Consider the following 25745-nt stretch of genomic DNA (forward strand, 5'->3'; position numbering starts at 1 on the left):
TCCGGTACCTCAGCCCCGCTGCCTCCCTGCGACGGACCCAGTCTACCGTAGCAATGTCCGGAATCAACCTTGAGGGGATTGTGGCCGAGCCGCCGGCATGCCGCGGCGGACGTAGAGAATGTCGGGCAAGCCTTCTTCGTTGGACGAGCCGTCGCCGAAGGCGTCGGCAACAAAGCCGTGGCGCTCGTAGAAACGGCACGCGCCTGCGTTGGCTTCGAAGCAGAAAAGTTTCACGTGAGTCATTGCGGCCGTCACATGGTTCAAAAGCCGGGCGCCAATGCCGCGAGCGGTCCAGTCGGGATCGAGATAGAGCTGTTCGATCCACTCATTCTTGGTGGCGGCAAAGCCGACAATCCTGTCCTCGATCGTAGCGACGGTGACGGTCTGCTCGGCGAGGAGGACGTGCCTGACAAAATACAGGTCTTCGTCGGGTGTATGCAGCTGGGGCATCCAGTTGAAGGCGGCGAGTGCCGCCCTCAGGATGCGGGCGATGTCGTGTGCGTCTTCGGCCTCGGCCGGACGCAGCACGACATCGGGCATTGGTGTCAGGCCGCCTTCTTCTTCGGCGAGATCAGGCCACGCTCGACAAGAAGCTCGGCGATCTGGACGGCGTTGAGGGCAGCACCCTTGCGCAGATTGTCGGAGACGATCCACATCGACAGGCCGTTGTCGACGGTCTGGTCCTCACGGATGCGCGAGATGTAGGTCGCGTCTTCGCCGGCCGAGTCGAGCGGGGTGGCGTAGCCGCCGTCCTCGCGCTTGTCGATGACCAGGCAGCCTGGCGCCTCGCGCAGGATATCGCGTGCCTCATCGGCGGTGATCGGCTTGTCGAACTCGATGTTGACGGCTTCCGAGTGGCCGATGAACACCGGCACGCGCACGCAGGTGGCGCTCAGCTTGATCTTGGGATCGAGCATCTTCTTGGTCTCGGCGACCATCTTCCACTCTTCCTTGGTCGAGCCGTCTTCCATGAAGACGTCGATGTGCGGAATGACGTTGAAGGCGATGCGCTTGGTGAACTTCTTGGCTTCGACCGGGTCGGCGACGAAGACGGCGCGCGTCTGGGTGAACAGCTCGTCCATGCCTTCCTTGCCGGCGCCGGAAACGGACTGGTAGGTGGCAACGACAATGCGCTTGATGGTCGCGGCGTCATGCAGTGGCTTCAGCGCCACAACCAGCTGGGCAGTCGAGCAGTTCGGGTTGGCGATGATGTTCTTCTTGGTGAAGCCGGAGATCGCGTCGGGGTTCACTTCCGGAACGATCAGCGGCACGTCCTGGTCGTAACGGAAGGCCGACGAGTTATCGATGACGACACAGCCCTGCTTGCCGATCTTCGGAGACCACTCCTTGGAGATGTTGCCGCCGGCCGACATGATGCAGATGTCGGTGTCGGAAAAGTCGTAGGTGTCGAGAACCTTGACCTTCAGCGTCTTGTCGCCGAACGAAACCTCGGTGCCGAGCGAACGGCGCGAGGCAAGCGCCACGACCTCATCGACCGGAAAGCCGCGTTCCTCGAGGATGTTGAGCATTTCCCGGCCGACATTGCCCGTGGCGCCGACGACTGCAACCTTGAATCCCATATCGAAAATCTCCTGTCCCTCTCCGCTCGCTTTTTGGAGAAAACCCGCTGGCCGTTGCGGGCTTCATCCCCCGGGCCGGACCCGGGAGAGGGTGAGCAGGCCAAGGGAAATCACACCATTTTGGTGGTGGTGGTTTTGGCCATGGTTTTGGTCGAAAGCAGGGAAACGGCTCCGCGCCCGGCACGATCTCTGTCGTGGCCGGGAAAGTCGAATGCGAAAAGCGCCATCAAGAGGCCGCGCATCGGAGGGATCCCTGTTCGCCGCCGCTTTTATCCGGTTTGTATGGAGAGTCAATCGGGGACCGGTGGGCTCCGGCTGATGTGATTTGACCTTTGTCGCTTGCCACCTAGGCTTCTGCGCGGATCGATTGACGGAGGAACCCCAGATGGAAGTCCTGCCGAAAAGCATCTCCCTCGCCGCGACCCTTGCCGTGGCTGCGTTGTTTGCGCTGCCGGCACTTGCTCATCACGGCTGGTCCTGGACCCAGGACGGCTTCTTCGAGCTCAAGGGCGTGATCGCCGACATCTACATCGGCAACCCGCATGCGACGCTCGACGTAGACGTCGAAGGCGAGCTGTGGCGCGTGGAGCTGGCGCCGCCGGCGCGGACCATTGCCGCCGGTTTCACCGATGAGGTCGCCAAGAAGGGTGACGAGGTCGTCGCCATCGGCAACCGCTCGCGCGACGAAACCGAAAAGCGCATGAAAGCCGTCCGGATCATCATCAACGGCAAGACCTATGACGTCTATGCGGACCGCGTGCCGCCGAGCTGACCGGGATTGTACGGTGGAGCCCCTGCAGGCAGTCGAACAATGGGATTTGGTCAGGCAACTGAAGACCTCGTTTGTCGCCTATCCGGTCGTCAACGCAGTGCACATTGCCGCGATAGGCGCTTTGCTGACGTCGGTCGCGCTTCTCGATCTGCGCATCCTCGGCGCCTTCGGCAGCCTGCCGGAACGCCCCTTTGTCATGTTGCTGCGGCGGCTGGCATTGATGGCCTTCTGCCTCGCCGTGCTGAGCGGCCTCGCCCTGTTTTCCGTGCGGGCGTCGTATTATGCCGGAATGCCGGTCTTCCTCGGCAAGATGGGGCTTATCGCCTTGGCAGGTGCAACCTTTGCCCTGTTCGCTGCGATCGAAAGCGACAAGCAGCGTCGATGGTCTTCGTTGCGGCGCCCGCTTGCTGTGATGTCGGTGGTGATCTGGTGCACGGTCCTGTTGTGCGGCCGCTTCATCGGATTCCTGTAACGCGAGCGCGTTCTACTTCTCCTTCAGCTTGACGCGCGGGAACCTGAGCGGCGGCCATTCTTCCTCCGGCTGCTGCGGCTGGGCCAAAAGCGTGGTGAGTTCGGCCGGCAGGCTGGCCAGTGCCTTCTTCGATCCGATGCCGTCTGAAATGCTGAGGATGCTGTCGTAGAACTCGACGCCTTGCGCCGATTTTGGCGGCACGGCCTCATGCATGACGCTGATGACGGTGACATCGGGGCAATTGTCCTTGATCACCTGATGAAAGGCGATCTTGGCCTCGAGATCGAGGGCAGCGGTCGCCTCGTCGAGGAACAAAAGCCCCGGCTGCAACAGCAGGATGCGGGCCGCGACCAGTTTCTGCTTCTGGCCGCCCGACAGCAGCTGATCCCAGCTCTTGCCCTGGCGGGTTTCGTCGTCGAGATGATCGATCAGGTCGCCAAGGCCGGCCTTGTGCATGGCCACCGCCACCTTCGCCTCGGAATGGTTGCCTGGGTGGTCGGGCAGGCAGACCAGCTGCTTGAGCGAAACCTGTGGCAGCTTGACGTCCTGGGTGGCATAGAACGACCTGATGCCGTCGGGAAAGTCGATGGAGCCGCGGCCATATGGCCACAGTCCGTTGATCGCCTTGACCAAAGAGGTCTTGCCGCAGCCGGACTGGCCCGACACGAAGGTCCATTCGCCGCGGCGGAAGCGCAGGTTGGTGACGGTCAGGAAGGGGCTGGCTTCAACACCCTGGTGCATCAGTTCGAGATTGCGGACGGTCAGGCCGAACAGCGCGTTCTGGCTGCCATAGCTGAACTCGGACTTTCCAGTCGCGGCATAGAATGACGGCGGCCGCTGCACGTTCTCAATCGCCTTGGCGAGATCGGTGACACGTTCGCTGTTGGCTCTGAGCGTGGCGATCGCCGGCATCACCTGGATGAACCACGAGCACTGGCTGATCAGCGAGTTCACCAGTTCGGCGCCTGTTATGTAGCCCTTCAGGTTGATGTGGCCGTGCATGTAGGGCACCAGCCCCGGCCCATAGGCGACGATGCGCGCGGCGATGAAGCCATAGATCGACTCGAACGACATGTAGCCGGCATTGACGATGTTGAGGCGCGACCAGGTCTTGTCGATGTCGACGTAGAGGCGGTCATGCATCGAGCGCTGCACGTTTTCGCCGTGCGATGCCGCGACATGGAAGCTGCGCCGCAAAAGCACCGTCAGCTCGCCGCGATAGCTGCCCTCGGCCTGCTGCATGCGGATGCTGAGACGCTCCATCATGCCGCCGAGCTTCATGGCAATATAGGTGTTGAGCGGCACGTAGGCGGCAACGGCGGCAAAGGCCAGGATGACGCTGCCATAGGGGCCGAGAAATTCAAGGCCAGGAACGATGGTCGAGGTTTCGAGCAGCTTCTGCCCGACGAAGAACAATGAGGTGGTGACGCCCATCACACCCATGGCGAGGCCGATGGCACCGCCGGTCATGCCCTTGATCGAATCCTGGACGCGTTGGTCGATGTTGTCGGGCGCCGTGCCCGGGCCGTCGCCGGCGCTTGCGTTGTGCTGCACGTGGAAATGGGTGTGGTTGGCGTCGAGCAAGGCGGCGTTGAAGCGGTTGTTCAGCCAGCCGCGCCATTTGCGATGCAAAGTGGTGGAGAAAAGGTGCCGGATGCCGATGAAGCCTGCATCCTTGATGACGACGAGAAGAAGCAATGTGCCGGCACTGGTCAGCAGCGACGCCAGGGGCGCCATGTTGGCCGGGTCATGGAAGAAGGCGATCGAATTGACCAATTCGCCTGAAGCCTCGGCCATCCAGACGCTGGCCTTGCTGGAAAGTGCGGTGAGGAGCGCGATCACCAGCGTCAGCCCCCAGGCTTCCTTCCAGCGATCCGAGAACCAGTAGGCCCGCATCAGGCCCCAGAAGCTTCGCATCGTGGAAACCGGCGTCAGGGGAGGCGGCCTGGCGGCGCCGCGACGCCATCTGTTCGACGATGGATCTCGAGGTCTATCGACCCGAATCACAGTTCCTTACCCCATGCCCTTTGCCTATCGAAAGGGTAACACGAGTTGAACATTTCACAGTCAACATATGGTTACCGGCTAATCAACGCGCCGCGAGCGTTGCGTGAGGGCAACGTTTGGCGGCGAGCTCGATGACCTGCGCCGGCTACCCCTGGAGCTTGCGGCCCAGGGCAAGTTGGAACACTGTCTGGTTGGCAATTCACGAGGCGACAGATGCGCGGCGAAGTACTGCATTACGATCAGGCTCAGGGTTTCGGCTTCGCCGCCGCGGTCGACGGCAACCGCTACACCTTTGCCCGCGAGGATTTGAGGGGCACGGCGATTCCGGGCAAGGGCACCGAGATCGAGTTTCAACCGAGCGGCAGTCAGGCCCGTGACGTGTTTGTAATCCACGCCCAGGTCGGCGCTGCGCAAATGGCTGCTGCGGCGCCCGCTGCCGCAACATCGGTACCCCAGTTCGGCCGCCGCGGATCCGATCAGGAGGGAGCCGCCTACAGCGGCGTGGTCGCAACGACCGGGCTGTGGTCGTATTTCCGGCGCGCGCTGACCACCGACTATGTGAACTTCCGCGCCCGCGCCCGGCGTAAGGAATATTGGGGCTACTATCTGTTCTGGACGCTTTCCGCTGTCGCGCTGGCAGCGATCGGCTTCGGTATCGATGGCGCACTTGGCAATCTCGATGCGGAACCGATTGTCGGTTTCGTGCTGCCAGGCTTGTTCATCCTGGCAACGCTGTTGCCCAGCATCGCCGTCACCATCCGCCGTATTCATGACCTCGGTCTGTCGGGATGGTTCTATCTGCTGATCCTGCTGCCTTATGTCGGCAGCCTGATCATCTTCGTGTTCACTTTGATTCCGTCCCAGAAGCACGACAACAAATGGGGCCCGGTGCCGGTTGGGGTGAACGTTCCGCCGCCTTACGTCCCTGTCGGATAGGGCAACTTCAGAAGCGCAAAAGAAAACGGCGCCGCGTGGGCGCCGTTTTGGTTTCTTCGACCTGGTATCAGGCGAAGAACTTCGTGATGATGGCGTCGCCCATCTGGGTCGTGCCGACCTCGGTCTTGCCTTCGGACATGATGTCCTTGGTGCGCAGGCCGTCTTCCAGCACGGCGGCGATCGCCGCCTCGAGGCGGTCGGCCTCGGCCACCATGTTGAACGAGTAGCGCAGGCACATGGCAAACGACGCGATCATGGCGATCGGGTTGGCGATGCCCTTGCCGGCGATGTCGGGGGCCGAGCCGTGCACGGGCTCGTAGAGGGCCTTGCGCTTGCCGGTCAGTGCGTCCGGCGCGCCGAGCGAGGCGGAAGGCAGCATGCCGAGCGAGCCGGTCAGCATGGCTGCGACGTCCGACAGCATGTCGCCGAACAGATTGTCGGTGACGATGACGTCGAACTGCTTGGGCCAGCGCACAAGCTGCATGCCGCCGGCATCGGCCAGCATGTGGTCGAGCTTGACGTCGGAATACTTGGCCTTGTGGGTGGCGGTCACCACCTCGTTCCACAAGACGCCCGACTTCATGACGTTGCGCTTTTCCATCGACGTCACGCGGTTCTGGCGCGTGCGGGCGAGTTCGAATGCGACGCCCGAGATGCGCTCGATCTCGAAGGTGTCGTAGACCTGGGTATCGATGCCGCGCTTCTGGCCGTTGCCGAGGTCGATGATCTGCTTGGGTTCGCCGAAATAGACGCCGCCGGTCAGCTCGCGCACGATCAGGATGTCGAGGCCCTCGACAACTTCCTGGCGCAGCGAAGACGACGAGGCGAGCGCCGGGTAGCAGATCGCCGGACGCAGGTTGGCGAACAGCTCCATGTCCTTGCGCAGGCGCAGCAGGCCGGCCTCGGGGCGCACCTCGTAAGGCACGGCATCCCACTTCGGGCCGCCGACTGCGCCGAACAGCACCGCGTCCGCCGCCATCGCCTTGGCCATGTCGGCATCCGAGATCGCCTGGCCATGCGCGTCATAGGCCGAGCCGCCGACGAGACCCTCCTCGGTGGTGAAGCCGCTGCCGAGTTTCTCGTTCATTGCGGTGATCAGCTTGCGGACCTCGGCCATGGCCTCGGGGCCGATGCCGTCGCCGGGCAGGAGAAGAAGATTGCGCGTCGCCATGGAAAGCCTTTCCGAAAGATGCGTGAACCGCGGTCTTGCTAGCCTTGGAGGGGCGCCGGTGCAAGCAGGAAAGGACGCTCCAGAGCGCGCAAATGGCTCCGCCGGCGCCTGTTTGACCGGATTCCTATCCGGATCATCTAGCCGATCTCCAGAAGCAGGGCGCGGTGGTCGGAGACTTCGGGCTGGCCCACGACCTCGAAGTTGCGCACATCGACGTTGTCGCTGACCAGCATGTAGTCGGCGAAGCGTGGCGCTTTCAGGTAGTGCGAGGTGCGGGTGTCGGTGAAGCCGCCCTGTGTCACCAGATCCGTCAGCCCGATGCTGCGTAGTTCGGTGAGCATCCGGCTCTCCGGCAGCACGTTGAAGTCGCCGCAGACGACGAGGCGGTCGCCCTTGCGGCGGATCCTGCCGATCAGCTCGACAAGCCTTGCAGTCTGCGCGTCGCGGGCCGGGGTGTCGCCCTTGCCGTCGAGTTCGCGCAGGCCGTGGAGATGGGCGACGAGAACAGCGTTGCCGGTCACATAGTCATGCAGTCTTACCGCGTGGGCGTTGCGCGAGCGCGGGTGCTCGCCGAAGTCGTCGGCCGAGAAGGCGCCGTGGATGAAGTCCTGTAACTGCCCGATGATCGGCAGCGAGCGCCTGACGAAGGTTGCCAGTCCCCATTCCGACCGCAGCGTCCGGTCGCTGTCATAGAGCGGGCCGCGCGCGGCTGGGCAGAAAAAGGCCTGGTGGCCGGGCAGGGCGTCGGCGACCTCGCCAAAAAGGTTGGCCCGTTGCAACAGCTCGCCGCCGCCGTCGCGATAGACCAGCCACGGCGACGTCGCCGCGGGCGTTCTGGTCGCCTCCTGGAGGCAGAAAAGGTCGGGATCCGTGCTGCTGACATAGGCGACGAGCTCCTCGCCGAGCCTGCCGCCCCAGCCGTTCAGCGATAGGATGCGCAAGCGGCCCCCCTTCGCGGTCACGGACGCTTCAGTGCAGTGACTTCGATCTCGATCTTCATCTCCGGCTTGTTGAGCTGGCAGACGATCATCGTCGCCGCCGGGCGGATGTCGCCGAAGGTCTCGCCGAGGATCGGGAACACTGCATCCACATAGGACTGGTCGGTGATGTAGTAATGCGCGCGCACCACGTCGGCCATTTCGAAGCCGCCGTCGTCAAGCGCCTTGGCGATGGTCGCCAGGCAATTGCGCGTCTGTGCTTCCACGCTGTCGGGCATGGTCATGGTGGCGTAGTCGTAACCCGTCGTACCCGAGACGAAGCACCAGTCGCCCTGGACCACGGCGCGCGAGTAGCCCGCGGTCTTCTCGAAGGGCGATCCTGTCGAAATCAGCTTGCGCATTGTCACCTCTCCCTCATTCGTTTGCCAGCGCCTTGGTCAGGGCGTCCCTAAACTCGGCCGGCCATGTCGCCAGTGCCGGCCAGGCCTTGGGCTCAGCCTCCGTCTGCTGTGCCAGATAAAGCTTCCTGGCCTTGGCATCGATCGCTATGAAACCGTCGCTGACACCGCAGGCATGCGGGACACAGCCGCTGGCGTAGAAGGCCCCTGACGGCAACGGTTCCGTGCCGCCATTGATCAGCAGGCTGGTGGCGAAGCCAGGCAAGTCGTCGCCGAGCAGTTGCTGAGCAGCATTGTAGACCGCCTCGTTCTTGAAGGCCGCGACGATGCCGTCCTCGTATGTCTTCGGCGTCAGATCGGACCAGTCGGTGCCCGGCTGCGGCGCGTAAGCGAGATTGCCGTGCATTGTCAGGCCGCTTTCCGGATCCCATGTCGTGACCGGCAGAGTCTCGCCGGGGAGCGGATAGGGGATGAAGAAGATGTTGTACGCCGTCACCGCCGGCGACGGCGTATCGCATTTGCCGGCGCCGATGGTCGTCGACTGGATGCCCGCCTCGGTCTTCCAGGCAAGTACAGTTTCGGGACTGCAGGCGTTGCCGCCGTCGCCGACCGCGAAAATGGCGACGTTGGTATCGCTCACCTCGACCGTACGGTCGTGGAAGGCGACATAGTTCCTGGCCAGTTCCTTGCCCTCATAGGCAAGCACCTTCTCGCCCTCGGCGTTTTCGACGATGGTGAAATTGCCGCCTTCGAACGGAATGGTCTGCGGCTCGCTGTCCTGGGCGATGGCAAGGTTCGGCAAAAGCGCGATCGATGCGGTGGCGAAGAGGGTGGATGGTTTCATGCGGCGCTCCATTGTCCGGGCGTGAGCGATGTGCCGAGGCCCTGTCGTGCGCATGCCCCGAATCCCGAGGCGGGACAATGGCATGCCCCAGTTGGCCTGTCAGCTTCAGGTGGCTGGGCCAGCATTTGCGCAGCCGCTAATGCATTCCGGCCGGAGATGAAAAAAGGCCCCGAACCTTGCGGAACGGGGCTTTCGAAACTCTGAGATATGAAGCCGAGCGATCAGGCCCAGGGGCGGCTCTCGGCGACCTTCTTTTCGTAGCTGTCGATCGACGCGGCCTTCTCCATTGTGAGGCCGATGTCGTCGAGGCCGTTGAGCAGGCAGTGACGACGGAAGTCGTCGAGGTCGAAGGTGACCACGCCGCCGTCGGGGCCGCGGATCTCCTTGGCTTCAAGATCGACCGAAACGGTGGCGTTGGCGCCACGTGAGGCGTCGTCCATCAGCTTGTCGAGGTCTTCCTGGCTGACGGTGATCGGCAGGATGCCGTTCTTGAAGCAGTTGTTGTAGAAGATGTCGGCGAACGACGTCGAAATCACGCAGCGGATGCCGAAGTCGAGCAGCGCCCATGGCGCATGCTCGCGGCTCGAGCCGCAGCCGAAATTGTCGCCGGCGACGAGGATCTCGGCCTTGCGATAGGCCGGCTTGTTGAGCACGAAGTCGGGGTTCTCCGAACCGTCCTCATTGTAGCGCATCTCGGCGAAAAGCCCGGTGCCAAGGCCAGTGCGCTTGATCGTCTTGAGATAATCCTTGGGGATGATCATGTCGGTGTCGACATTGACGATTGGCAGGGGGGCGGCGACGCCCGTGAGCTTGGTGAATTTTTCCATGGCTTTTGCCCGTCTGGCTGTTGCGGGGATTTTGGCTTGCCCCGCTTTACACAAGCTTGGCCGGGAATCAAAGCGTTTCGACGTTGGGGAAGAAGCCGTGGGCATCATGCGCGGCGGCGCGAAGCCCGGTGCCGGTTACTTCGTCGGCGTCACGCCGTAGACGCGGGCGATGTCGTCGAGCAGGAGATTGGCGGCGATCACGCCGCCTGCGGTGTTCCACACCGCATCGTCCACCGCGATGGCCTTGCCGGCCTTGACCACCGGCAGGTTCTGCCACAGCGGCTCGGACAGCCACTCTTCCGACTGTTTGCTCGCCTTGCCGTTGCCGGTCTCGTAGACGAAGTAGAACAGGTGGTCGCCGTCGAATTCGGGGATGCGTTCCTTGGTGACGTCGTCGGCGAAGCCCGGCTTGTCCTGCACGGCGGGACGCTGGATGCCGATCTGGCTGAAGATCATGCCGGGAAAGGTGTCCTTGTAGTAGATGCGGGTCAGGCCCGGCATGAAGCGGATCAACGACACCTTCTCGGCCTTTTTGTCGCCGAGTGCCTCGCCGAGCTTGGTCGCCTTGTCGTCGAAGGCCTTGAGTTGTTCCTCGCCTTCGGCCTTCTTGCCGAGCGCGTCGGCATAAAGGGCGAAGTTTACCTTCCAGTCGCCGCGCAGGCGTTCGGACATGACGGTGGGCGCGATCGCCGATAGCTGATCGTAGATCTTTTCCTGGCGCGTCTTGTTGCCGAGGATCAGGTCCGGCTGAAGGCCGGCGATGAGCTCGAGATTGACGGCTGATTCCTCGCCGACAACCTCGACGCCGTCCATCTTTTCGACGATGTGCCTGTACCAGGGCGAGCCGGTCCAGGAGCGCACGGCGCCGACAGGCTTGAAGCCCAGCGACAGCACGGCTTCGGTGCCTTCGTTGGTCAGCACCACGATGCGCTGTGGATTCTCGGGCACGTCGGTCACGCCCATGGCGTGTTTCACTTCGTGGGCGAAGGCGGAACTGGCGGCGAAAGCGGCCAGTGCGAGGCCGAGTGCGGCTTTGGCGATGAGCTTCATGGTCATGGCTCCAAACTTGACGGGAGCAAGAAGGTTTGGCAAAGGGTCAGAACAAACCCTGACTGTCAAGCTCATATTAAGGCTGCCGCGTGCCCCTCGCTTCGTCGAACACGAGCATCCGAGTGCATCAGCGCATCGGTCGGCGCGCGCTGTTCTCAGGGCTTGCGGCGATGCTGCTGATCCTGATGTATCTCAGCCTGGCGATCGGCTATCGCCTCTATTCGCCCGGCGAGATCTGGCGCGCAGTGACCGCCTTCGACGGCAGCGAGGCGCATGTCGTGATCCGCGATCTCCGTCTGCCGCGTGCGCTGATGGCGCCGCTTGTCGGCGCAGCCCTCGGCATATCAGGCGTGCTGGTCCAGACCCTGTCGCGCAACCGCATCGCTTCGCCCGACACGCTCGGTCTCAATGCCGGTGCCGCTTTCGCCGTGGTCATGGCAAGCGGGCTGTTCGGCGTCGCATCCTTGCCTGGCTTGTCGATGGCCGCCGCCGCGGGTGCGCTGGCCACCAGCCTGCTGGTCTTTGGTCTCGCTGCCGCCGCCGGCGGCATCTCGCCGCTCAGGATCGTGCTCGTCGGCGTCACCTTCGCCGGCCTGTTCGACAGCTTCGTCAACGTCGTGCTGACGGTCAACGAGACGATGCTCGACCAGCTCTTGTTCTGGCTCGCCGGCTCATTTGCCGACCGCAAGCTCAGCCTGGGGCTCAACGGCCTGCCCTTCGTGCTGATCGGCGGCGGCATCGCCTTCTACCTCACCCGTTCGCTCGACATCCTGCAGACCGACGATTCCACGGCGCGCGGGCTCGGCGTGCCGCTCGGCGCCGTGCGCGGACTGAGCTTCGTTGCGGTTGCCTTGCTCAGTGGCGCCTCGGTGGCCATGGCCGGTCCGGTCCTGTTTGTCGGCCTCGTCGTGCCGCATGCGGCGCGCGCGCTTGTCGGCCTCGAGCATCGTCTTCAAATCGTGGCAGCAGCTCTTGTCGGCGCGGTCTACACGACGCTTGCCGACATCGTCGCCCGTTTCGTCATCTTTCCGCGCGAGGCACCCGTTGGCGCGGTCACCGCGATCGTCGGCGGCTGCCTGCTTCTTGTCCTGCTCAGAAGGCGCGCGGCATGAGTGTTGTCGCTCCACGCCTGTCGCCGGCATTGGCCCGCGTCAATCGCCGCGCCTGGATATTCGTCGCAATCATTGCGGTCGTCACAGTCGTGCTTGCGTTGTGCGGCATCGGCTTCGGTTCGACCTGGATCGATCCGCGTCGCATCGTCGAGATCCTGATGGGCGAGGGCACGCGCGGCGAGCGTGTCGTGGTGTTTCAGTTGCGCGCGCCGCGCGTCGCCATTGCCGCGCTCGCCGGCGGCGCCATGGCGGTATCCGGCTATCTGCTGCAGAAGGTGACGCGCAACGAACTGGCTTCACCAGGCGTGCTCGGCGTCATCGGCGGTGCCGGACTGGGCGTGGTCATCTTCCTCGCGCTGCTCTCGGACGAGAGCAATTCGCTCGTCACCTCGATCGTCTGGCAGCCAGTGGCGGCGATGATCGGCGCAAGCCTGGCTATCGCGGCGGTGTTCCTGCTCTCCGGCCAGCAGGCCTCGTCGGCGGTGCGGCTGCTCCTGTTCGGTATCGCCGTAGGCGCTGTCTGCAAAGCCGCGACTTTGATCCTGATGATCGTCGGGCCGATCTACCGCACCACCCAGGCCAGCCGCTGGCTTGCCGGTGCGGTCAACGAGATCAACTGGGGCGAGGTCCAGGTCGTGGCCATCGGGCTCGCCATCGCCATGGTCGGCGTCGTCGCGGTGGCGCGGCGGCTGCCGCCGACCGACCTCGACGAGGTCTCGGCGCGCGGACTCGGCCTCAACCTGCCGGTGTTCCGTATCCTGATCTTCGCACTGGCCTCCGCCTTGACCGCGCTTGCCGTCGCCTTCGCCGGCGGCGTCGGCTTCATAGGCCTGATGGCGCCGCACCTGGCGCGGCTGATCGTCGGACGCCCGGTGCTTGCCGGCATCGCCGCCAGCTTCCTGTTGGGCGCCATCATGCTGATCGGCGCCGATCTCATCGTACGCGTGCTGTTCGCGCCGACCGAGGTGCCCGCCGGCACCGTGACGGCGGTGATCGGCACGCCCTATTTCCTCTACCTCGTGCTGCGCAGGGGAAGCACCAATGGATAAGGCCATCAGCGTCCAGGCGCTCACCATCGCTTATGGGGCGGCGACAGCGGTCAGCGCCGTCGACCTCGACATTGCCAGGGGCAAGGTCACCGTGCTCGCCGGGCCCAACGGCTGCGGCAAGTCGACCTTGCTGCGCGCCATCCGTCGGCTCCACCAGCCGAAATCGGGTGAGATCCGGCTCGGTGACCTGCCAATATCAGGCCTCAAGGAAAAGGAGCTGGCGCGCCATATCGGCCTTCTGGCGCAGAGCCCGTCGGCCCCCGACGACATGAGTGTCGAGGAACTCGTCCGGCTCGGCCGCTATCCGCACCAGACCATGCTGCAGCCGTGGAGTGCTGCCGATTCCGACGCCATCCAGGCGGCGATGTTCGGCACCGGCGTTTCGCATCTTGCCGAGCGGCGGCTGGGCTCGCTGTCGGGCGGTCAGTTGCAGCGTGTCTGGATCGCCATGGTGCTGGCGCAGGAAACCGACATCATCTGCCTCGACGAGCCGGTCAACCATCTCGACATGGCCCATCAGATCGACTGCCTCGATCTCGTCAGCCGCCTCAACCGCGAGCATGGCCGCACCGTGGTCCTGGTGCTGCACGACCTCAATCTCGCAGCGCGCTACGCCGACCGTCTGGTGTTCATGAAAGAAGGCGGTCTGGTCGCCGATGGTGCGCCGGCAGAGTTGATGCAGGAAGCGCTGATCGAGAATGTGTTCGGTATCAGCTGCCGCGTCATCGAGGATCCGGTGCATCAGCGTCCGCTGTGCATCCCGATCCGTAATTCGTCGCCGCGCTTCGGGACGGCTCCGCAAGTCTGAGCCGAAACTCCGCACCCATCCGGGTAACAGTCTTCGCCCTGTGACGAATCCCGTTTGCGCGGCCTGTCATGCCGCTTCATTGCAACCGCGGCTTGTCATCGGGTGCATGCGCGCGCTTTAACTGGCGGGGATGTCTGTGTGATGCGCGCATGATCCTGCTACCAGGCGAGGGACTGGCCGAATGAGAATGATCAAGGCAGTCCTTGTCCTGCTCCTGGCTGCAGCCGTAGCCATCCTTGTTGCCCGTATGATCTTCCCGTTGCCGTCGATCAAGGACAGGCCCGTCGAGACGGCCCTGCCGCCAGTCACCGAGGGCGCACTTGCCGCGATGGTCGCGCAAGGCAGCGCCGAAAATCCCGGCAAGAGCGGCGTCGTGCCGATCGCCGCCGGTCACGACGCCATTGCCAGCCGGCTGTTCCTCGCCGGCATCGCTCAGCGTTCGATCGACGTGCAGTACTACATCTGGCACGACGACACCTCCGGCCGGCTGCTGCTCCGGGCGCTCTATGAGGCGTCAAAGCGCGGCGTCCGCATCAGGTTGCTGCTCGACGACAACGGCATTCCTGGCCTCGACCCGACAGTGGCAGCCCTCGACGCGCAGCCCAATTTCGACATCCGCCTGTTCAATCCCTCGATGATCCGCTCGCCCAAGCTGCTTGGCTATTCCATCGACTTCTTCCGCATGAACCGGCGCATGCACAACAAGTCGTTCATCGTCGACGGCCTCGCCGCCATCGTCGGTGGGCGCAACATCGGCGACGAGTATTTCAAGGTCGGCGACGGCACCTATTATCTCGACCTTGACGTGCTGGGCGCCGGTGCCGTGGTCCAGGACACGTCGACGGCTTTCGACCTCTACTGGAACAGCGCGTCTGTGTTTGCCGCCGACAAGATCGTCGATCCGTCCGCCGGCACGCTGGAGGCGTTCGTCCAGGGCACCGACGAGGCTGCGAAGCGCCCTGCCGCAGCCGATTTCGTCCGGCCGGATGCGCCGGCCTACAACAGGTTGCGCAGCGGTGGGCTTGGCCTCGAATGGGTCGACGTCAAGCTGGTGGTCGACGACCCGATCAAGGGAGAAGGCAAGGCAAGCAAGGACCAGCTGATGATCAGCCGGCTTGCCCAGGTGGTCGGGCCGGTGCGGCAGGGCCTCGACCTGGTTTCCGCCTATTTCGTGCCGGGCAAACCTGGCGTCGACTACTTCGCCGATCTGGTGAAGGGCGGTGCCAAGGTGCGGATCCTGACCAATGCGCTCGAGACCACGGATGTTGCGATGGTCCATGCCGGCTATTCGAAATATCGCCGTGAGATGCTGGAAGACGGCATCGAGCTGTTCGAGCTCAAGCCGATGGCCGATGCCGTCCGGGGCGAAGAGGAACTCAACCTCACAGGTTCCTCCGGCTCCAGCCTGCACGCCAAGACCTTCGCCGCCGATGGCGACCGGGTCTTCATCGGCTCGTTCAATTTCGACCCGCGCTCGGCCCTGCTCAATTGCGAGATGGGCTTCCTGATCGGCAGCCCGACCATCGCCAAGGCGATGTCGCAAGGTTTTGATACCAAAGTCGCCGAGGGATCCTACAGGGTCTCGCTTGGCCCGGATGACGGCATGCAATGGTCGAAGAACGAACCCGGCAAGCCCGTTGTCACCGTCCACGACGAACCGAACGCCTCGGCGCTCAAACGGCTTATGGTGACGGTGTTCGGCTGGCTGCCGATCGAATGGCTTCTTTAGCAAGGACCGCATATGACGGAGAGGGGCCAGGCATGAGCAATCGGCAGGTGATCAGGTTGGTGCTGCTGGCCGCCGGTGTCGGCCTGCTCGCCGGCATATCAGCGGCGCTGACGCTGTGGCTGATGCAGCAGGTCAGCCATGCGGTCTGGTCGATCAGCGATGCCATCTGGTACATTCCGCTGGTGACTGTCGCCGGTGGTGCGCTGATCGGCCTGACCCGGCTGCACGGCCCCAGCCCCGACCTCGACCAGCAGATCGCCGAAGCGCAGGATCCGGTCCATCTGCACAGGCGCAAGGCACTGTTCATCGCGCTTGCGGCAATCGTCGCGGTCGGCTTCGGTGGCGCCATCGGGCCGGAGGCCGGGCTGCTGGCCGTGGTTGCCGAAATGACCGCGGCAATTGCCATCGTGCTTGGCCGCAGCCATGCCGACCAGCGTGTGATCGGCGAGGCAGGTGTCTCCGGCGCGCTCTCTGGCCTGTTCGGCTCGCCTCTTGGCGGAGCTGCCTACGCCGACGACAAGCCACAGGCACCGCGCGCCCTGCTCCTGCTCGCCGCCCTTTGCGGCCTGCTCGGCTTCCTGCTTGCCGGCCGTCTGCTGTTCGACGGCGGTCTGCACCGCCTCGCGCTGCCGGCCTATGCGCCTGCAGGCGACGGTACCGACCTGTTGATGGCAATCGTTCCGGCGATCCTCGGCGCCGCCATCGGCATGGCCTTCCTGTTCCTGCATCCGATGCTCAAGCGCGCGGTCGAGATCCGCGCGCCCTGGCCCTTCTGGCAGCCGGTCATCGGCGGAGCCATGTTCGGCCTGCTCGCCATGGCGTTCCCGATCCTCAGGTTTTCAGGACACCATGAAATCGAGCCGATGCTGGCCTGGGCGGGCGGCGTCGGCATGGCGGTGTTGCTCCTACTTGGTGTGCTCAAGGTGCTGGCACTGAGCATCTGCCTGTCGACCGGCTGGCTCGGCGGGGCAATGTTCCCGCTCATTTTCGCCGGTGCCGCCGCAGGGGCGGCAGCGCTTGCCGTGATACCCGGCATGGAGGTGTCGGTGGCGATCGCGGCGGGCATGGGAGCCGCCACCGCGGCGGGCCTCGGCCGACCGATCGCGGCGGTGCTGATCATGCTGTTCATCGTCGACCCGGCGCTGTTCGGGCCGCTCTGCGTCGGCGCGCTGTTCGGCTATGCCGGCGGCATGCTGGCGCCGAAACCGGTGGCTCACTGACGCTGTCGCGTTCTATTCGTTTTCGTCGTCCGTGACGCGAAAGATGATCTGCTTGGCGACGGATGAGCACAGCACGACAAACAGGCCGATGCCGACCAGAGCGAAGAAGATGGTGAAGAGCTTGCCGAGTGCCGTGTGCGGCGCAAGATCGCCATAACCGACGGTAGCCAGCGTCATGACCGAGAAGTAGATCGCGTCCAGATAGCTCCAGCCTTCGATCCAGACGTAGACGACGGACGCAACGGCGACGAGTGTCGAGGTGACGACCAGCAGGGTGCGGACCTGCGGATCGGCGAACGCATCGCGCATGCCACGTGCAAGCGAGGTCAGATGCCATCCGGCGTGGTGCTTCTTGGGGTGCTGGTCCATCGCTTGCCTCCGCCCAAGCGGGCATCAAAGCAAGCCGGCCGGCTCCCGTCCAGTGCGTCGGCCGACTACAACAGCGCGTCCAGCCCGGCGAACAGCCGCGCGATACCAGCTTCCGTCGTGACGGTGCCGGGCGACAGGCGCAGGATGCGGCCACGGCAATCGGTGAAAACACCATGTTCGCGCAGGCCGTTGACGATCGTCGCCGTGTCGGTTTGCTCGGGCAGGCGCAGCATGATGCTGCCGCCGCGCCGCGTTTCGTCGCGCGGGCTGGCAAGCGTCAGGCCCATCTCGTCGGCCTTGGCGATGATCGCGGCGCCGAGCTTGCGGTTGTGCGCGAGCAGTGCTGTCTTGTCCTGCGCCGCGTGCCATTCCAGCGCCGGCACCGAGCCGATGCAGGCCAGTGCCGACGGCGTACCGTGGTCGAAGCGACGGGCATCCGGCGCATAGGCGAAGGCGTCGAGATCCCAGGAGAAGATGTTGTCCTGGCTGAACCAGCCGCGCAGTTCGGGCCGGCATTCCCTGAGCAAGGGCTCTGCGACATGGATGATGCCGGCGCCTGGCGTGCCGCAGAGCCATTTGAGGCTCGTCGACAGGGTGAAATCGACCGCCGGTGCGTCGACGTTGAACGGGATCAGCCCGACGCCCTGGGTGATGTCGACGCCGACGAGGCTGCCCATCTCTCGGCCATGGGCCACAAACCGGTCGAGGTCGCAGCGGTGCGAAGAAGTCGAGGTCACCTGCGTCAGGAGCGCCAGGCCGACGTCCGCGCCCCATGACGCGATGACGTCGTCGTCCTGCACCCAGCTTTCGCCGTCCCGCATTGGCACGGTGTCGAGCGTGAAGCCGAAGCGCGGCGCAAGACCGGCGAGCAAGAAATGCAGGCTCGGAAAGCAGTCTGCCGTCACCAGCACGCGGCGACCGGCAAGATGATGGGCTGAAAGCGCTCCGATCAGGCTGTAGAGCGCGGTGGTGACGTTCTCAGCCGAGGTCAGCGTTCCCTTCGGCGCTCCGATCAGATCGCTCCAGAGGTCGATGAAGCGCTGGCGCTTGCCGAGCGCCCGCATCCACTGACCGTCGTCGAAGGCGCCCCAGCTGGCGGCGAATTCGGACAACCCAGCCGTCATGGCTTCGGCCTTGCCGGGATACATGCCGATCGAATGGTAGAGGAAGTAGGCGGAGCCGTCTGGCGTTGTCATGGTGCGGATTTCCGTTTTGCTTTCGCGGGCTCAGCGCGCCGTCATCTGGCGCTTGCCGCGTTCCTCGAGGAAGCTCACCAGCCTGACCAGCGGCAGCAGGAAGACGAGATAGAGTGCTGCAGCACCGATCAGCGGGGTCGGGTTGGCCATCAGCGCCTGTGCGTCCGTCGCCTGCTTCAACAGGTCGGGCATGGCGACGACCGAGGCGAGCGCCGTGTCCTTGAAGATCGAGACGCAGTTGCTGGTCAGCGGCGGGATGATGACACGCAGCGCCTGCGGCAGGATCACCGTGCGCATCGTCGTCCAAAAGCCGATGCCCAGCGCAGAGGCCGCCTCAAACTGGCCCTTCGGCACGTTTTCGATGCCGGCGCGGCAGACCTCCGCGGTAAACGCCGAGAGCACCAGCGACAGTGCCAGCGTCGCTGCGGTGAAAGACGAGAAGCGGATGCCGACGAAGGGCAGCGCGTAATAGATCAGGATCAGCAGCACCAGGATGGGCATCGCCCTGAGGAAATCGACATAAGCGATGGCGACGTAGCGCACTGGCTTCGGCCCGTAGAGCCGCATCAGGCAGACGAGCAGCCCGGCCGCGCCGCCGAAGACGATGCTGGCGACGCCGAGAAGAATGGTGTTGCCGACACCCCGCATGAGCATCGGAAAACTGCGGACCAGTATGTCCCAGTTGAAGAAGGTGGTGATCAGGTCCATGGCGAGGTCCGGGCGCGGGACGCCGCGGCCTTGGGGGGCCGCAGCGTCGTTTCAACGGTTTGCGGGTCGAGCCGTCGGCTCACTCGGCCTTGGGCAGCGGCATCGAGGTTGTCGTGCTGGTGCCCGCGTCCGGTTCGACGCCGAACCACTTCTTGTGGATCGCGGCCATCGTGCCGTCGGCCTTCATCGCCGAGACGGCGTCGTTGGCGGCGACGATGGCAGGATGGTCCTTGCGCGCCATCATGGCGAAGCGCTCGCCGGTCGGAATGCGCACCAGCACCTTGAAGCCCGGCGTCTTGGTCATGGCATACTGGAAGCCGGCGAGTTCACCGGCACCGCCATCGACGCGCTGGGCCTGGATGTCGAGCAGAAGGTCCTGCTGGGCGTTGTAGCTGCGTACTTCGGCGAGGCCGAGTTTCTCGGTGTTTTCCTTGGCCCAGGCTTCGCCCGTCGTGCCGGCGACGACGCCGATGACCTTGCCCTTCAGCCCGTCTAGGCCGGTGATGTCGGACGCTTCGCGGCCGATGACCGTGCCGTCGCCGTCATAATAGGGCTGGGTGAAGGACTGGTTCTGCAGGCGCTCGTTATTGACCGAGATCGATGACACGGCGAAGTCGATGCGGCCCGAGCTGGAGGCGGCGAAGAGCGCCTGGAAACCCATGTCCTGGAATTCGACCGGACGCCCCAGGCGCTTGGCGACCTCTGTCGCGACATCGATCTCGAAGCCCTCGAAGCTGCCGCTTTCGGTCTTGAACTCCCATGGCGGATTGGCCGGGTAGGCGCCGACGACGAGCTTTTCCTGGGCGCTGGCCGGTGCCGAGAGCGCGAGGGCAAATGCCATGGCCATGCCGGCCGCTAGTTTAGAGAATGCCAATTTTCTTCCTCCCTTTGATCGATCGACGCTGACAGGCGATCCAGTCGCCAGTCACATGTCGCTGCTTCAAGCCTGTAAGTATGCATGGGCATATGGCGAGCGACGGGTTCTGTCCGCCGCCGGCACCACCGCACTTTCCGTGGCTGGCCATGTTGGCTGCCTCTGAATCTGGCGATCCGTGCTTTGCTTCGTTCGCGTACGAGGGTTTCGGGCAAGTGTTCCGTGTACGCCATCGTTGCCGATGCGCGAGCGCGAAATCTCGATCCTACCCTTGTGCCTCCTCCGTCCTCCTCAGCAAGATATTTGCATTTGCATTTAAATTTGTCCAGATAGTTGTTCTCAGGGTGCCCGAGGTGACTCAGCGTTGATCCTGGTCGGCGATCGACGCGCCGACGCAAACGAAAACGGCCGCGGATCGTGTCGACGATCCACGGCCGCTTGAGTGCGGAGAGGGTAATGAGGTCAGGCGCGGCTGAGCGCCATCACGCCTGTTTCGGTGCCGGTCAACCGACGCGAACGACCGTCGGCGCCGACGACCATCTGGATGCGGCGTCGCTCCGACGAAAACAGCTTCGACGTCGACACGTCCACCGGCGGATTGAAGGCGACGGTGACACGCCAGAGATCCGGCTTGATCGTCTCCTCTAGGCCGATGACGCGTCCCTTCGCCGGGTTGCCGTTAAAGGTGCCCGACACCGTCTCGCCGACGGCGAAGGGGACGCCGCCCGGGGTCTCTTCGGCCCTGGTGTCCTTGGGACGCGCGGCCAGTGTGTTCCAGTCGCGCACGCCTTCCTGACGGGCGACGAGTTCAAGCGCCTTGGCGTGGCTGATGGCGATGCCTTCGCTGGCCAGCGCGTCGCGCAGCCTGCGGGCATTGGTTTTGTAGTCGGGACCTGTGGTCATGGTTTCGCTCCTTCGCGATGCGCGAACGGCGTGGTGAAAGTCGGGAGCCCGCATTGCCGCTTCGGCCGTCGCATCGACAGGGAAACGAAATTTATGAAGGGAAGCTTCACCGGGGCCTTGCGGCTGCGGGCGGCAGGGGCTCCCCGCCCTTGACCGCCCTCAGATAGGAAGTACAAGGCGCGCCGTCAATGAGGGCGCGGCCGGAGGCCGGAGGTCAGGCGGCCCCTGTTCAGGCGGCCCCTGTTCAGGCGGCTTTGTCCCACACTGGGGCCAGCCCGCCGGGACTGACGATGCGCCCGCCAGGTGTGGCCAGGGCATGGATCGCCGCCATCTCGTCCGCCGACAGGTCGAAATCGAAGATGGCGAAATTCTGGGGCAGGCGCGACAGCGTCGACGTCTTGGTCAGTGTCACGACGCTGTCCTGCTGCACCAGCCAGCGCAGCACCACCTGAGCTGCAGTCTTGCCGTGGCTGGCGCCGATCGCTTTCAGCACGGGATCGGAGATCACCTTGCCGTCGGCCATGGCGTAGTAGGCGGTGACCGACATGCCGGCCTTGCGCGCGGCTTGGAGCACCGCGGTCTGGTCAAGATAGGGGTGGTATTCGACCTGGTTGGTCACCAGCTTGGCGTCACTCAGCTTCACTGCCTCGGCCATCAGTGTGGTGTTGAAGTTGCTGACGCCGATATGGCGTACCTTGCCGGCCTTTTTCACCTCGTTCAGCACGCCGATCTGCTCGGCCAGCGGCACCGCGTCGTTCGGCCAATGCAGCAGCAGCAGGTCGACATTGTCGGTGCGGAGCTTCTTCAGGCTGTCGTCGACCGATCTGACGAAGGCATCGCGCTGGTACTTGTCGACCCAGACCTTGGTGGTCAGGAAGATGTCCGAACGTGCCACGCCCGAGGCGGCGATAGCCTGGCCGACTTCGGCCTCGTTGCCATAGATCTGGGCGGTGTCGATGTGGCGAAAGCCCTTGCGGATCGCTTCAGGCACCACTTCGAGGACTTCTGCGCCGGGCATGCGGAAGGTGCCGAAGCCCAGGGCAGGGATTGTCGCGCCATTGGCGGTAACGAATTTCATGATGTTCTCCTTGAGAGGAAATTGGGGGCGGTGGGAAATTCGGACGGATGGCTCCGCCCCTTAGGTAGGTCGGCACTGAAACCGGTCAATCAACTTAAGCCGGTTGGCACAGCGGTTCCTGGCGCCGGTCGAGCACGCCACTCCATACCGTCAGCACGAAGGCACCGGCCACCAGCACAGCACCCACCCATGGCGTGGCGCCAAGGCCGAGCGGCGAGGCGACAACCAAGCCGCCGATCCAGGCGCCCAGTGCGATGCCGAGATTGAAAGAGGCGATGTTGAGCGCCGAGGCGACGTCGACGGCGCCCGGGCGATGCTCCTTGGCCAGTTGCACGACGTAGAGCTGCAGGCCCGGCACATTGGCAAAAGACAGGAAGCCGAGTGCTGCCAGCGTTGCCAGCGTCCACACGGGCGAAAGCGCGGTGAAGGAAAACAGCACCAGCACCATAGCCTGCAATGCAAACAGCACCGTCAGCGCCTTGACCGGGTTGCGGTCGGCGATGCGTCCACCGGCAATGTTGCCGATGGCGATGGCGAGACCGTAGAGCACCAGGATCAGGCTGACGCTCGAAGCCTGGAAGCCGGTGATCTGTTCGAGGATCGAGGCGAGATAGGTGAAGGTGACGAAGGTGCCGCCATAACCGAGCGCGGTCATCGCAAACACCAGCAGCAGCCGGCCGGAACCGAGCACGCGGACCTGGTCGAGCAGGCTGGACGGTGCGGCCTTGTTGAGGGTCGAGGGCAGCAGGGCAGCGATGGAGACGAAGGCGATGACGCCGAGCAGCGAGACGCCCCAGAAGGTGGCGCGCCAGCCGAAGGTCTGGCCGATGAAAGTGCCGAGCGGCACACCGGTGACGATCGCCACCGTCAGGCCCATGAACATCATGGCGATCGCCGAGGCGCGGCGGTTTTCCGGCACCAGATCGGCGGCAATGGTGGCGCCCACCGAGAAGAACACGCCATGGGCAAAGGCCGACAGCACGCGCGCGACAAGCAACAGCTCGTAGCTGGGGCTCAGCGCCGCTGCCGTGTTGCCGACGACGAACAGCGCCATCAGCCCGAGCAGCAGGGGCTTGCGTTCGATCCGGCCGGTAAGCGCCGTCAGCACTGGCGCGCCGAAAGTGACGCCCAGCGCGTAGACGCTGACGATCAGGCCGGCGAGCGGCAGAGTGATGTGAAGATCCTGGGCCACCGTCGGCAACAGCCCGACGATGACGAATTCGGTCGTGCCGATCGCATAGGCGGCGATGGTGAGCGCGAAGATGGCTAGGGGCATGTCGTGCACCGTTCCCGAGTTGAATGGGCGGCCTGCGCCGCGGTTGATCCGTGGGCTGCATATGGGGCAAGGGCACTTGCGCAATAATGCGCGATGATGGACGAATACTTGTGAATTTGATTCACAAGAGGCCAGTCATGGACAATCGCGCCGGTGAGATGGAGGTCTTCGTCCGGGCCGTCTCGCTGAAGAGCTTCTCCGCCGCCGGCCGGCAGCTCGGCCTGTCGCCTTCGGCGGTCAGCAAGCTGATCACGCGCATCGAGGACAGGCTGGGCACCCGCCTAGTCGTGCGTTCGACGCGGAGCCTGCAGCTCACCCCGGAAGGTGAAGTCTATCTCGAGCGCGCCGCCCGCATCCTCGGCGAGATCGAGGAGGCCGAACGTATCGTCGCCGGAGGCGCCAACGCGGTGCCGCGCGGCCTGCTCAGGGTCAGCGCCTCGGTCGCTTTCGGCGCCAGCCACGTCGTGCCCCACATCGCCGCGTTTCTGGCGCTTTATCCCGAGGTCGAACTCGACCTGTCGCTGACCGACAGCGTCATCGACCTCTACGAAGAGCGCGCCGACGTCGCGATCCGGTCCGGCAAGCTGCGCGATTCATCGCTGAAGGCGCGCAAGATTCTGGAAATCCGCCGCGTCGTCGTTGCCTCGCCTGCCTATCTGGAAAGGCATGGCGTGCCGGAAAGACCGGCCGATCTGGTTGGCCACAACTGCCTGCGCTTCAACTTCCTGCGCAACCGCGACGAATGGATGTTTCGCGACCCGGCAACCGGTGAGACCTTCGCACAGCGCATCGGCGGCAACCTGCTTGCCAATAACGGCCCAAGCCTGCGCCGGCTCTGCCTCGACGGCGTCGGCCTGATCCGCAGCGGCCGCTTCCAGGTCCAGGCCGACATCGACGCCGGCACGCTAGTGCCGGTGCTCGAAGCTTACAACCCCGAGGACATAGAGATGATCCACGCCGTTTTCGCCGGCCATGGTCACCTTGCCGCGCGCATCCGCGCTTTCATCGATTTCCTCGCCGATAAGTCGCGCACAGGCTAATGCCATTGTTTCGGCGGATAGGCGCACTACCTTCGTGAGGCGCGGTTGTTTCGCGTGGAAAATGTGCTGGTGGCGAAGATGGCGAGATCGAAACGGGCTCTGATGGTGGCCGGCATTCTGCTTGCCGGCGCAATGCAGGCGCATGCCATCGACCTGCCCGGCCAGCCCGACCAAAACCAGCTTGCCCGCGAAGGGCGCATCAACGAGCTGCAGATCCTGCAAAGCCGGCAGGGCCGCGCCGATTTCCAGGCCGAGCAGCAGCGGCTGCGTGAGCAGGACCGCCAGATCGTGATACCGCAGATGCAGCGGCCCGAAATTCCGGTGATGAAGTCGAACTGCCAGATCGAGCTCTACGGCAACATCTATCGCCGGGTCTGCCGCTGAGCGACCGTCGCCCGTCAGCCCCCGAGCTATCGCGCTGCCACTTGCTCGGCCAGCACCCCGTCGAGCCTGTCGTATCCGGCCTCGACGCCCCTGGCCATGCCGATGGCGATCGCGCCGTCCCTGGCCTCGCGGGAGCTGTAGAGCACGGTGTTGACCGAAATGGTGCGGCCGTCCCTTTCGGTCAGCACCAGGGTCGAGCGCGCCTCGCCGTCGGTCCAGTCCATGTCGAACAGCTCGACGCTGACGATTCTTTCCGGCCGGGCGATCTCGCGATAGGTCCCGGTCATGCCCATGTCGCGGCCGTCGTCATGGCGCCAGACGAAGCGATACGTGCCGCCGACGCTGAGGTCGATCTCGCAGACGGCAAACGACCAGCCGTCCGGTCCCGTCATCCAGCGTTTCAGCAACGCGGGAATCGTCCAGCAGTCGAACACCAACTCGCGCGGCGCGTCGAACACACGCGTCATGGCGATCTCACGGTCGCTCGGCGTCGTCACTTCCAGTCTGTGGCTCATCGTCGTTTCTTCTCCTCGCTTCCGCTTCAGGCTTTGCCCTGGTTCGCCTGCAGATCAGCGAGCAGCGCGTCGAGACGCTTGTAGTTGCCCTCCCAGACCTTTCGGTACTCATCGAGCCACCCGGTCACTTCTGCCAGCGCCTCGCCCTCGATGCGGCAAGGCCTGCGCTGGGCGTCGCGGCCGCGCGAGATCAGCCCGGCGCGCTCCAGCACTTTGAGATGTTTTGAAATCGCCGGCTGGCTCATGGCAAAGGGTTCGGCCAGCTCCATCACCGAAACCTCGCCCCTCATCAGTCGCGCCAGGATCGCCCGCCGTGTCGGATCGGCCAGTGCGGTAAAGGTCGCGTCAAGGCGTTCGGACGGGGTCATGGCGCTGCTCTCTCATTCTATAACTGAAGGGTTATATAGAATGAGAGAGCCCGTCAAGCTTGGCCGAGAAAAGGCAGGCGCAACGCCGACCTATCCCTCCCCTTTCTTGGGGAGGGATCCA

At 64.2% G+C, this 25745-nt stretch carries 30 protein-coding genes; 11 read left to right on the top strand and 19 right to left on the bottom strand.

All coding sequences use genetic code 11. From position 1 onward, the window contains the following. Positions 1-63: 63 nt before the first annotated feature. The 3 genes from H5P29_RS04875 to H5P29_RS32795 all read right to left on the bottom strand — a co-directional run bounded on the left by H5P29_RS04875 (position 64) and on the right by H5P29_RS32795 (position 1822). Positions 64-540, bottom strand: a complete 477-nt coding sequence (locus H5P29_RS04875) for a GNAT family N-acetyltransferase (RefSeq protein WP_067955870.1) — start codon at positions 538-540, stop codon at positions 64-66. Positions 541-545: 5 nt separating this feature from the next. Continuing rightward, positions 546-1580 carry an aspartate-semialdehyde dehydrogenase gene (locus H5P29_RS04880; RefSeq protein ID WP_067955871.1) on the bottom strand — a complete coding sequence of 345 codons (1035 nt, stop codon included), beginning with the start codon at positions 1578-1580 and terminating at the stop codon, positions 546-548. A 110-nt stretch (positions 1581-1690) separates the two neighbouring features. Then, the gene (locus H5P29_RS32795) at positions 1691-1822 is read right to left on the bottom strand and encodes a hypothetical protein (RefSeq protein WP_256438667.1); all 132 of its coding nucleotides are present in this window, start codon (positions 1820-1822) and stop codon (positions 1691-1693) included. Between the two features lie 143 nt (positions 1823-1965). On the opposite strand from H5P29_RS32795, the gene H5P29_RS04885 reads away from it, so the two are divergent. After that, positions 1966-2352, top strand: coding sequence for a DUF6152 family protein (locus H5P29_RS04885; RefSeq protein WP_067955873.1), 387 nt, complete (start codon positions 1966-1968; stop codon positions 2350-2352). Between the two features lie 13 nt (positions 2353-2365). Continuing rightward, the gene (locus H5P29_RS04890) at positions 2366-2824 is read left to right on the top strand and encodes a hypothetical protein (protein WP_067955875.1); all 459 of its coding nucleotides are present in this window, start codon (positions 2366-2368) and stop codon (positions 2822-2824) included. A 12-nt stretch (positions 2825-2836) separates the two neighbouring features. On the opposite strand, the gene H5P29_RS04895 is transcribed toward H5P29_RS04890, so the two are convergent. After that, complete coding sequence (locus H5P29_RS04895) at positions 2837-4741, bottom strand: ABC transporter ATP-binding protein/permease (protein ID WP_067955877.1); 1905 nt, start codon at positions 4739-4741, stop codon at positions 2837-2839. A 303-nt stretch (positions 4742-5044) separates the two neighbouring features. Between H5P29_RS04895 and H5P29_RS04900 the strand changes: the two genes are divergently transcribed. Beyond that, entirely contained in the window at positions 5045-5767 is a 723-nt protein-coding gene (locus H5P29_RS04900; protein ID WP_067955879.1) for a DUF805 domain-containing protein, read from the top strand. 67 nt (positions 5768-5834) lie between these two features. Here H5P29_RS04900 and leuB read toward each other — a convergent pair whose 3' ends face one another. The 5 genes from leuB to leuD form a co-directional block, all read right to left on the bottom strand. After that, a complete protein-coding gene (gene leuB, locus H5P29_RS04905) occupies positions 5835-6938 on the bottom strand; it encodes a 3-isopropylmalate dehydrogenase (RefSeq protein ID WP_067955881.1) in 1104 nt (367 codons plus the stop codon). Positions 6939-7075: 137 nt separating this feature from the next. Then, positions 7076-7879: an endonuclease/exonuclease/phosphatase family protein gene (locus tag H5P29_RS04910; protein WP_067965904.1), complete on the bottom strand. Its 804-nt coding sequence runs from the start codon at positions 7877-7879 to the stop codon at positions 7076-7078. A 17-nt stretch (positions 7880-7896) separates the two neighbouring features. Continuing rightward, on the bottom strand, positions 7897-8277 hold the full coding sequence (locus H5P29_RS04915; RefSeq protein ID WP_067955882.1) for a RidA family protein: 381 nt from the start codon (positions 8275-8277) through the stop codon (positions 7897-7899). Between the two features lie 13 nt (positions 8278-8290). After that, on the bottom strand, positions 8291-9118 hold the full coding sequence (locus H5P29_RS04920) for a hypothetical protein (RefSeq protein WP_246670828.1): 828 nt from the start codon (positions 9116-9118) through the stop codon (positions 8291-8293). A 221-nt stretch (positions 9119-9339) separates the two neighbouring features. Further along, entirely contained in the window at positions 9340-9945 is a 606-nt protein-coding gene (gene leuD / locus H5P29_RS04925; protein WP_154386259.1) for a 3-isopropylmalate dehydratase small subunit, read from the bottom strand. Here leuD and H5P29_RS04930 point away from each other — a divergent pair. Continuing rightward, positions 9944-10105, top strand: coding sequence for a hypothetical protein (locus H5P29_RS04930; protein WP_154386260.1), 162 nt, complete (start codon positions 9944-9946; stop codon positions 10103-10105). The two genes, leuD and H5P29_RS04930, sit on opposite strands and share 2 nt — an antisense overlap. Here H5P29_RS04930 and H5P29_RS04935 read toward each other — a convergent pair. Next, positions 10081-10995 carry an ABC transporter substrate-binding protein gene (locus H5P29_RS04935; RefSeq protein ID WP_067965905.1) on the bottom strand — a complete coding sequence of 305 codons (915 nt, stop codon included), beginning with the start codon at positions 10993-10995 and terminating at the stop codon, positions 10081-10083. The two genes, H5P29_RS04930 and H5P29_RS04935, sit on opposite strands and share 25 nt — an antisense overlap. Before the next feature lie 122 nt (positions 10996-11117). Here H5P29_RS04935 and H5P29_RS04940 point away from each other — a divergent pair, with 122 nt between their 5' ends. The 5 genes from H5P29_RS04940 to H5P29_RS04960 all read left to right on the top strand — a co-directional run bounded on the left by H5P29_RS04940 (position 11118) and on the right by H5P29_RS04960 (position 16913). Continuing rightward, positions 11118-12107 carry an iron ABC transporter permease gene (locus tag H5P29_RS04940; RefSeq protein ID WP_246787019.1) on the top strand — a complete coding sequence of 330 codons (990 nt, stop codon included), beginning with the start codon at positions 11118-11120 and terminating at the stop codon, positions 12105-12107. Beyond that, positions 12104-13156, top strand: a complete 1053-nt coding sequence (locus tag H5P29_RS04945; protein ID WP_154386261.1) for an iron ABC transporter permease — start codon at positions 12104-12106, stop codon at positions 13154-13156. Before H5P29_RS04940 ends, H5P29_RS04945 begins: the two co-directional genes overlap by 4 nt. Further along, positions 13149-13964, top strand: coding sequence for an ABC transporter ATP-binding protein (locus tag H5P29_RS04950; protein WP_067955888.1), 816 nt, complete (start codon positions 13149-13151; stop codon positions 13962-13964). Before H5P29_RS04945 ends, H5P29_RS04950 begins: the two co-directional genes overlap by 8 nt. A gap of 181 nt (positions 13965-14145) precedes the next feature. Continuing rightward, positions 14146-15693: a phospholipase D family protein gene (locus H5P29_RS04955; RefSeq protein ID WP_246670829.1), complete on the top strand. Its 1548-nt coding sequence runs from the start codon at positions 14146-14148 to the stop codon at positions 15691-15693. Between the two features lie 32 nt (positions 15694-15725). After that, the gene (locus H5P29_RS04960; protein WP_185910251.1) at positions 15726-16913 is read left to right on the top strand and encodes a chloride channel protein; all 1188 of its coding nucleotides are present in this window, start codon (positions 15726-15728) and stop codon (positions 16911-16913) included. A 12-nt stretch (positions 16914-16925) separates the two neighbouring features. Here the strand turns inward: H5P29_RS04960 and H5P29_RS04965 are convergent, their stop codons facing one another. The 7 genes from H5P29_RS04965 to H5P29_RS04995 all read right to left on the bottom strand — a co-directional run bounded on the left by H5P29_RS04965 (position 16926) and on the right by H5P29_RS04995 (position 23317). Next, positions 16926-17282 (bottom strand): potassium channel family protein, encoded by a 357-nt coding sequence (locus H5P29_RS04965; protein WP_067955894.1) that lies wholly within the window; start codon positions 17280-17282, stop codon positions 16926-16928. Positions 17283-17347: 65 nt separating this feature from the next. Further along, entirely contained in the window at positions 17348-18478 is a 1131-nt protein-coding gene (locus H5P29_RS04970) for an aminotransferase class V-fold PLP-dependent enzyme (protein ID WP_154386263.1), read from the bottom strand. Positions 18479-18508: 30 nt separating this feature from the next. Continuing rightward, the gene (locus H5P29_RS04975) at positions 18509-19186 is read right to left on the bottom strand and encodes an amino acid ABC transporter permease (protein WP_067955897.1); all 678 of its coding nucleotides are present in this window, start codon (positions 19184-19186) and stop codon (positions 18509-18511) included. A gap of 79 nt (positions 19187-19265) precedes the next feature. Next, positions 19266-20033 (bottom strand): ABC transporter substrate-binding protein, encoded by a 768-nt coding sequence (locus H5P29_RS04980; RefSeq protein ID WP_083948362.1) that lies wholly within the window; start codon positions 20031-20033, stop codon positions 19266-19268. 489 nt (positions 20034-20522) lie between these two features. Continuing rightward, on the bottom strand, positions 20523-20963 hold the full coding sequence (locus tag H5P29_RS04985) for a glyoxalase superfamily protein (RefSeq protein WP_067955901.1): 441 nt from the start codon (positions 20961-20963) through the stop codon (positions 20523-20525). Between the two features lie 244 nt (positions 20964-21207). Further along, entirely contained in the window at positions 21208-22041 is an 834-nt protein-coding gene (locus tag H5P29_RS04990) for an aldo/keto reductase (RefSeq protein ID WP_154386264.1), read from the bottom strand. 94 nt (positions 22042-22135) lie between these two features. Beyond that, entirely contained in the window at positions 22136-23317 is a 1182-nt protein-coding gene (locus H5P29_RS04995; protein WP_154386265.1) for an MFS transporter, read from the bottom strand. Between the two features lie 137 nt (positions 23318-23454). Between H5P29_RS04995 and H5P29_RS05000 the strand changes: the two genes are divergently transcribed. Both H5P29_RS05000 and H5P29_RS05005 read left to right on the top strand, forming a co-directional pair. Continuing rightward, positions 23455-24357, top strand: a complete 903-nt coding sequence (locus H5P29_RS05000; RefSeq protein ID WP_154386266.1) for a LysR family transcriptional regulator — start codon at positions 23455-23457, stop codon at positions 24355-24357. A gap of 78 nt (positions 24358-24435) precedes the next feature. Then, on the top strand, positions 24436-24741 hold the full coding sequence (locus H5P29_RS05005) for a hypothetical protein (protein ID WP_246670831.1): 306 nt from the start codon (positions 24436-24438) through the stop codon (positions 24739-24741). Between the two features lie 26 nt (positions 24742-24767). Here the strand turns inward: H5P29_RS05005 and H5P29_RS05010 are convergent, their stop codons facing one another. Next, positions 24768-25256 carry an SRPBCC family protein gene (locus H5P29_RS05010; RefSeq protein WP_067955911.1) on the bottom strand — a complete coding sequence of 163 codons (489 nt, stop codon included), beginning with the start codon at positions 25254-25256 and terminating at the stop codon, positions 24768-24770. A 26-nt stretch (positions 25257-25282) separates the two neighbouring features. Next, positions 25283-25624: a helix-turn-helix transcriptional regulator gene (locus tag H5P29_RS05015; protein WP_154386267.1), complete on the bottom strand. Its 342-nt coding sequence runs from the start codon at positions 25622-25624 to the stop codon at positions 25283-25285. Positions 25625-25745 lie beyond the last annotated feature (121 nt).

It is taken from the genome of Aminobacter sp. MDW-2, assembly GCF_014250155.1.
In the GTDB taxonomy this organism is placed as follows: Bacteria; Pseudomonadota; Alphaproteobacteria; order Rhizobiales; family Rhizobiaceae; genus Aminobacter; species Aminobacter ciceronei.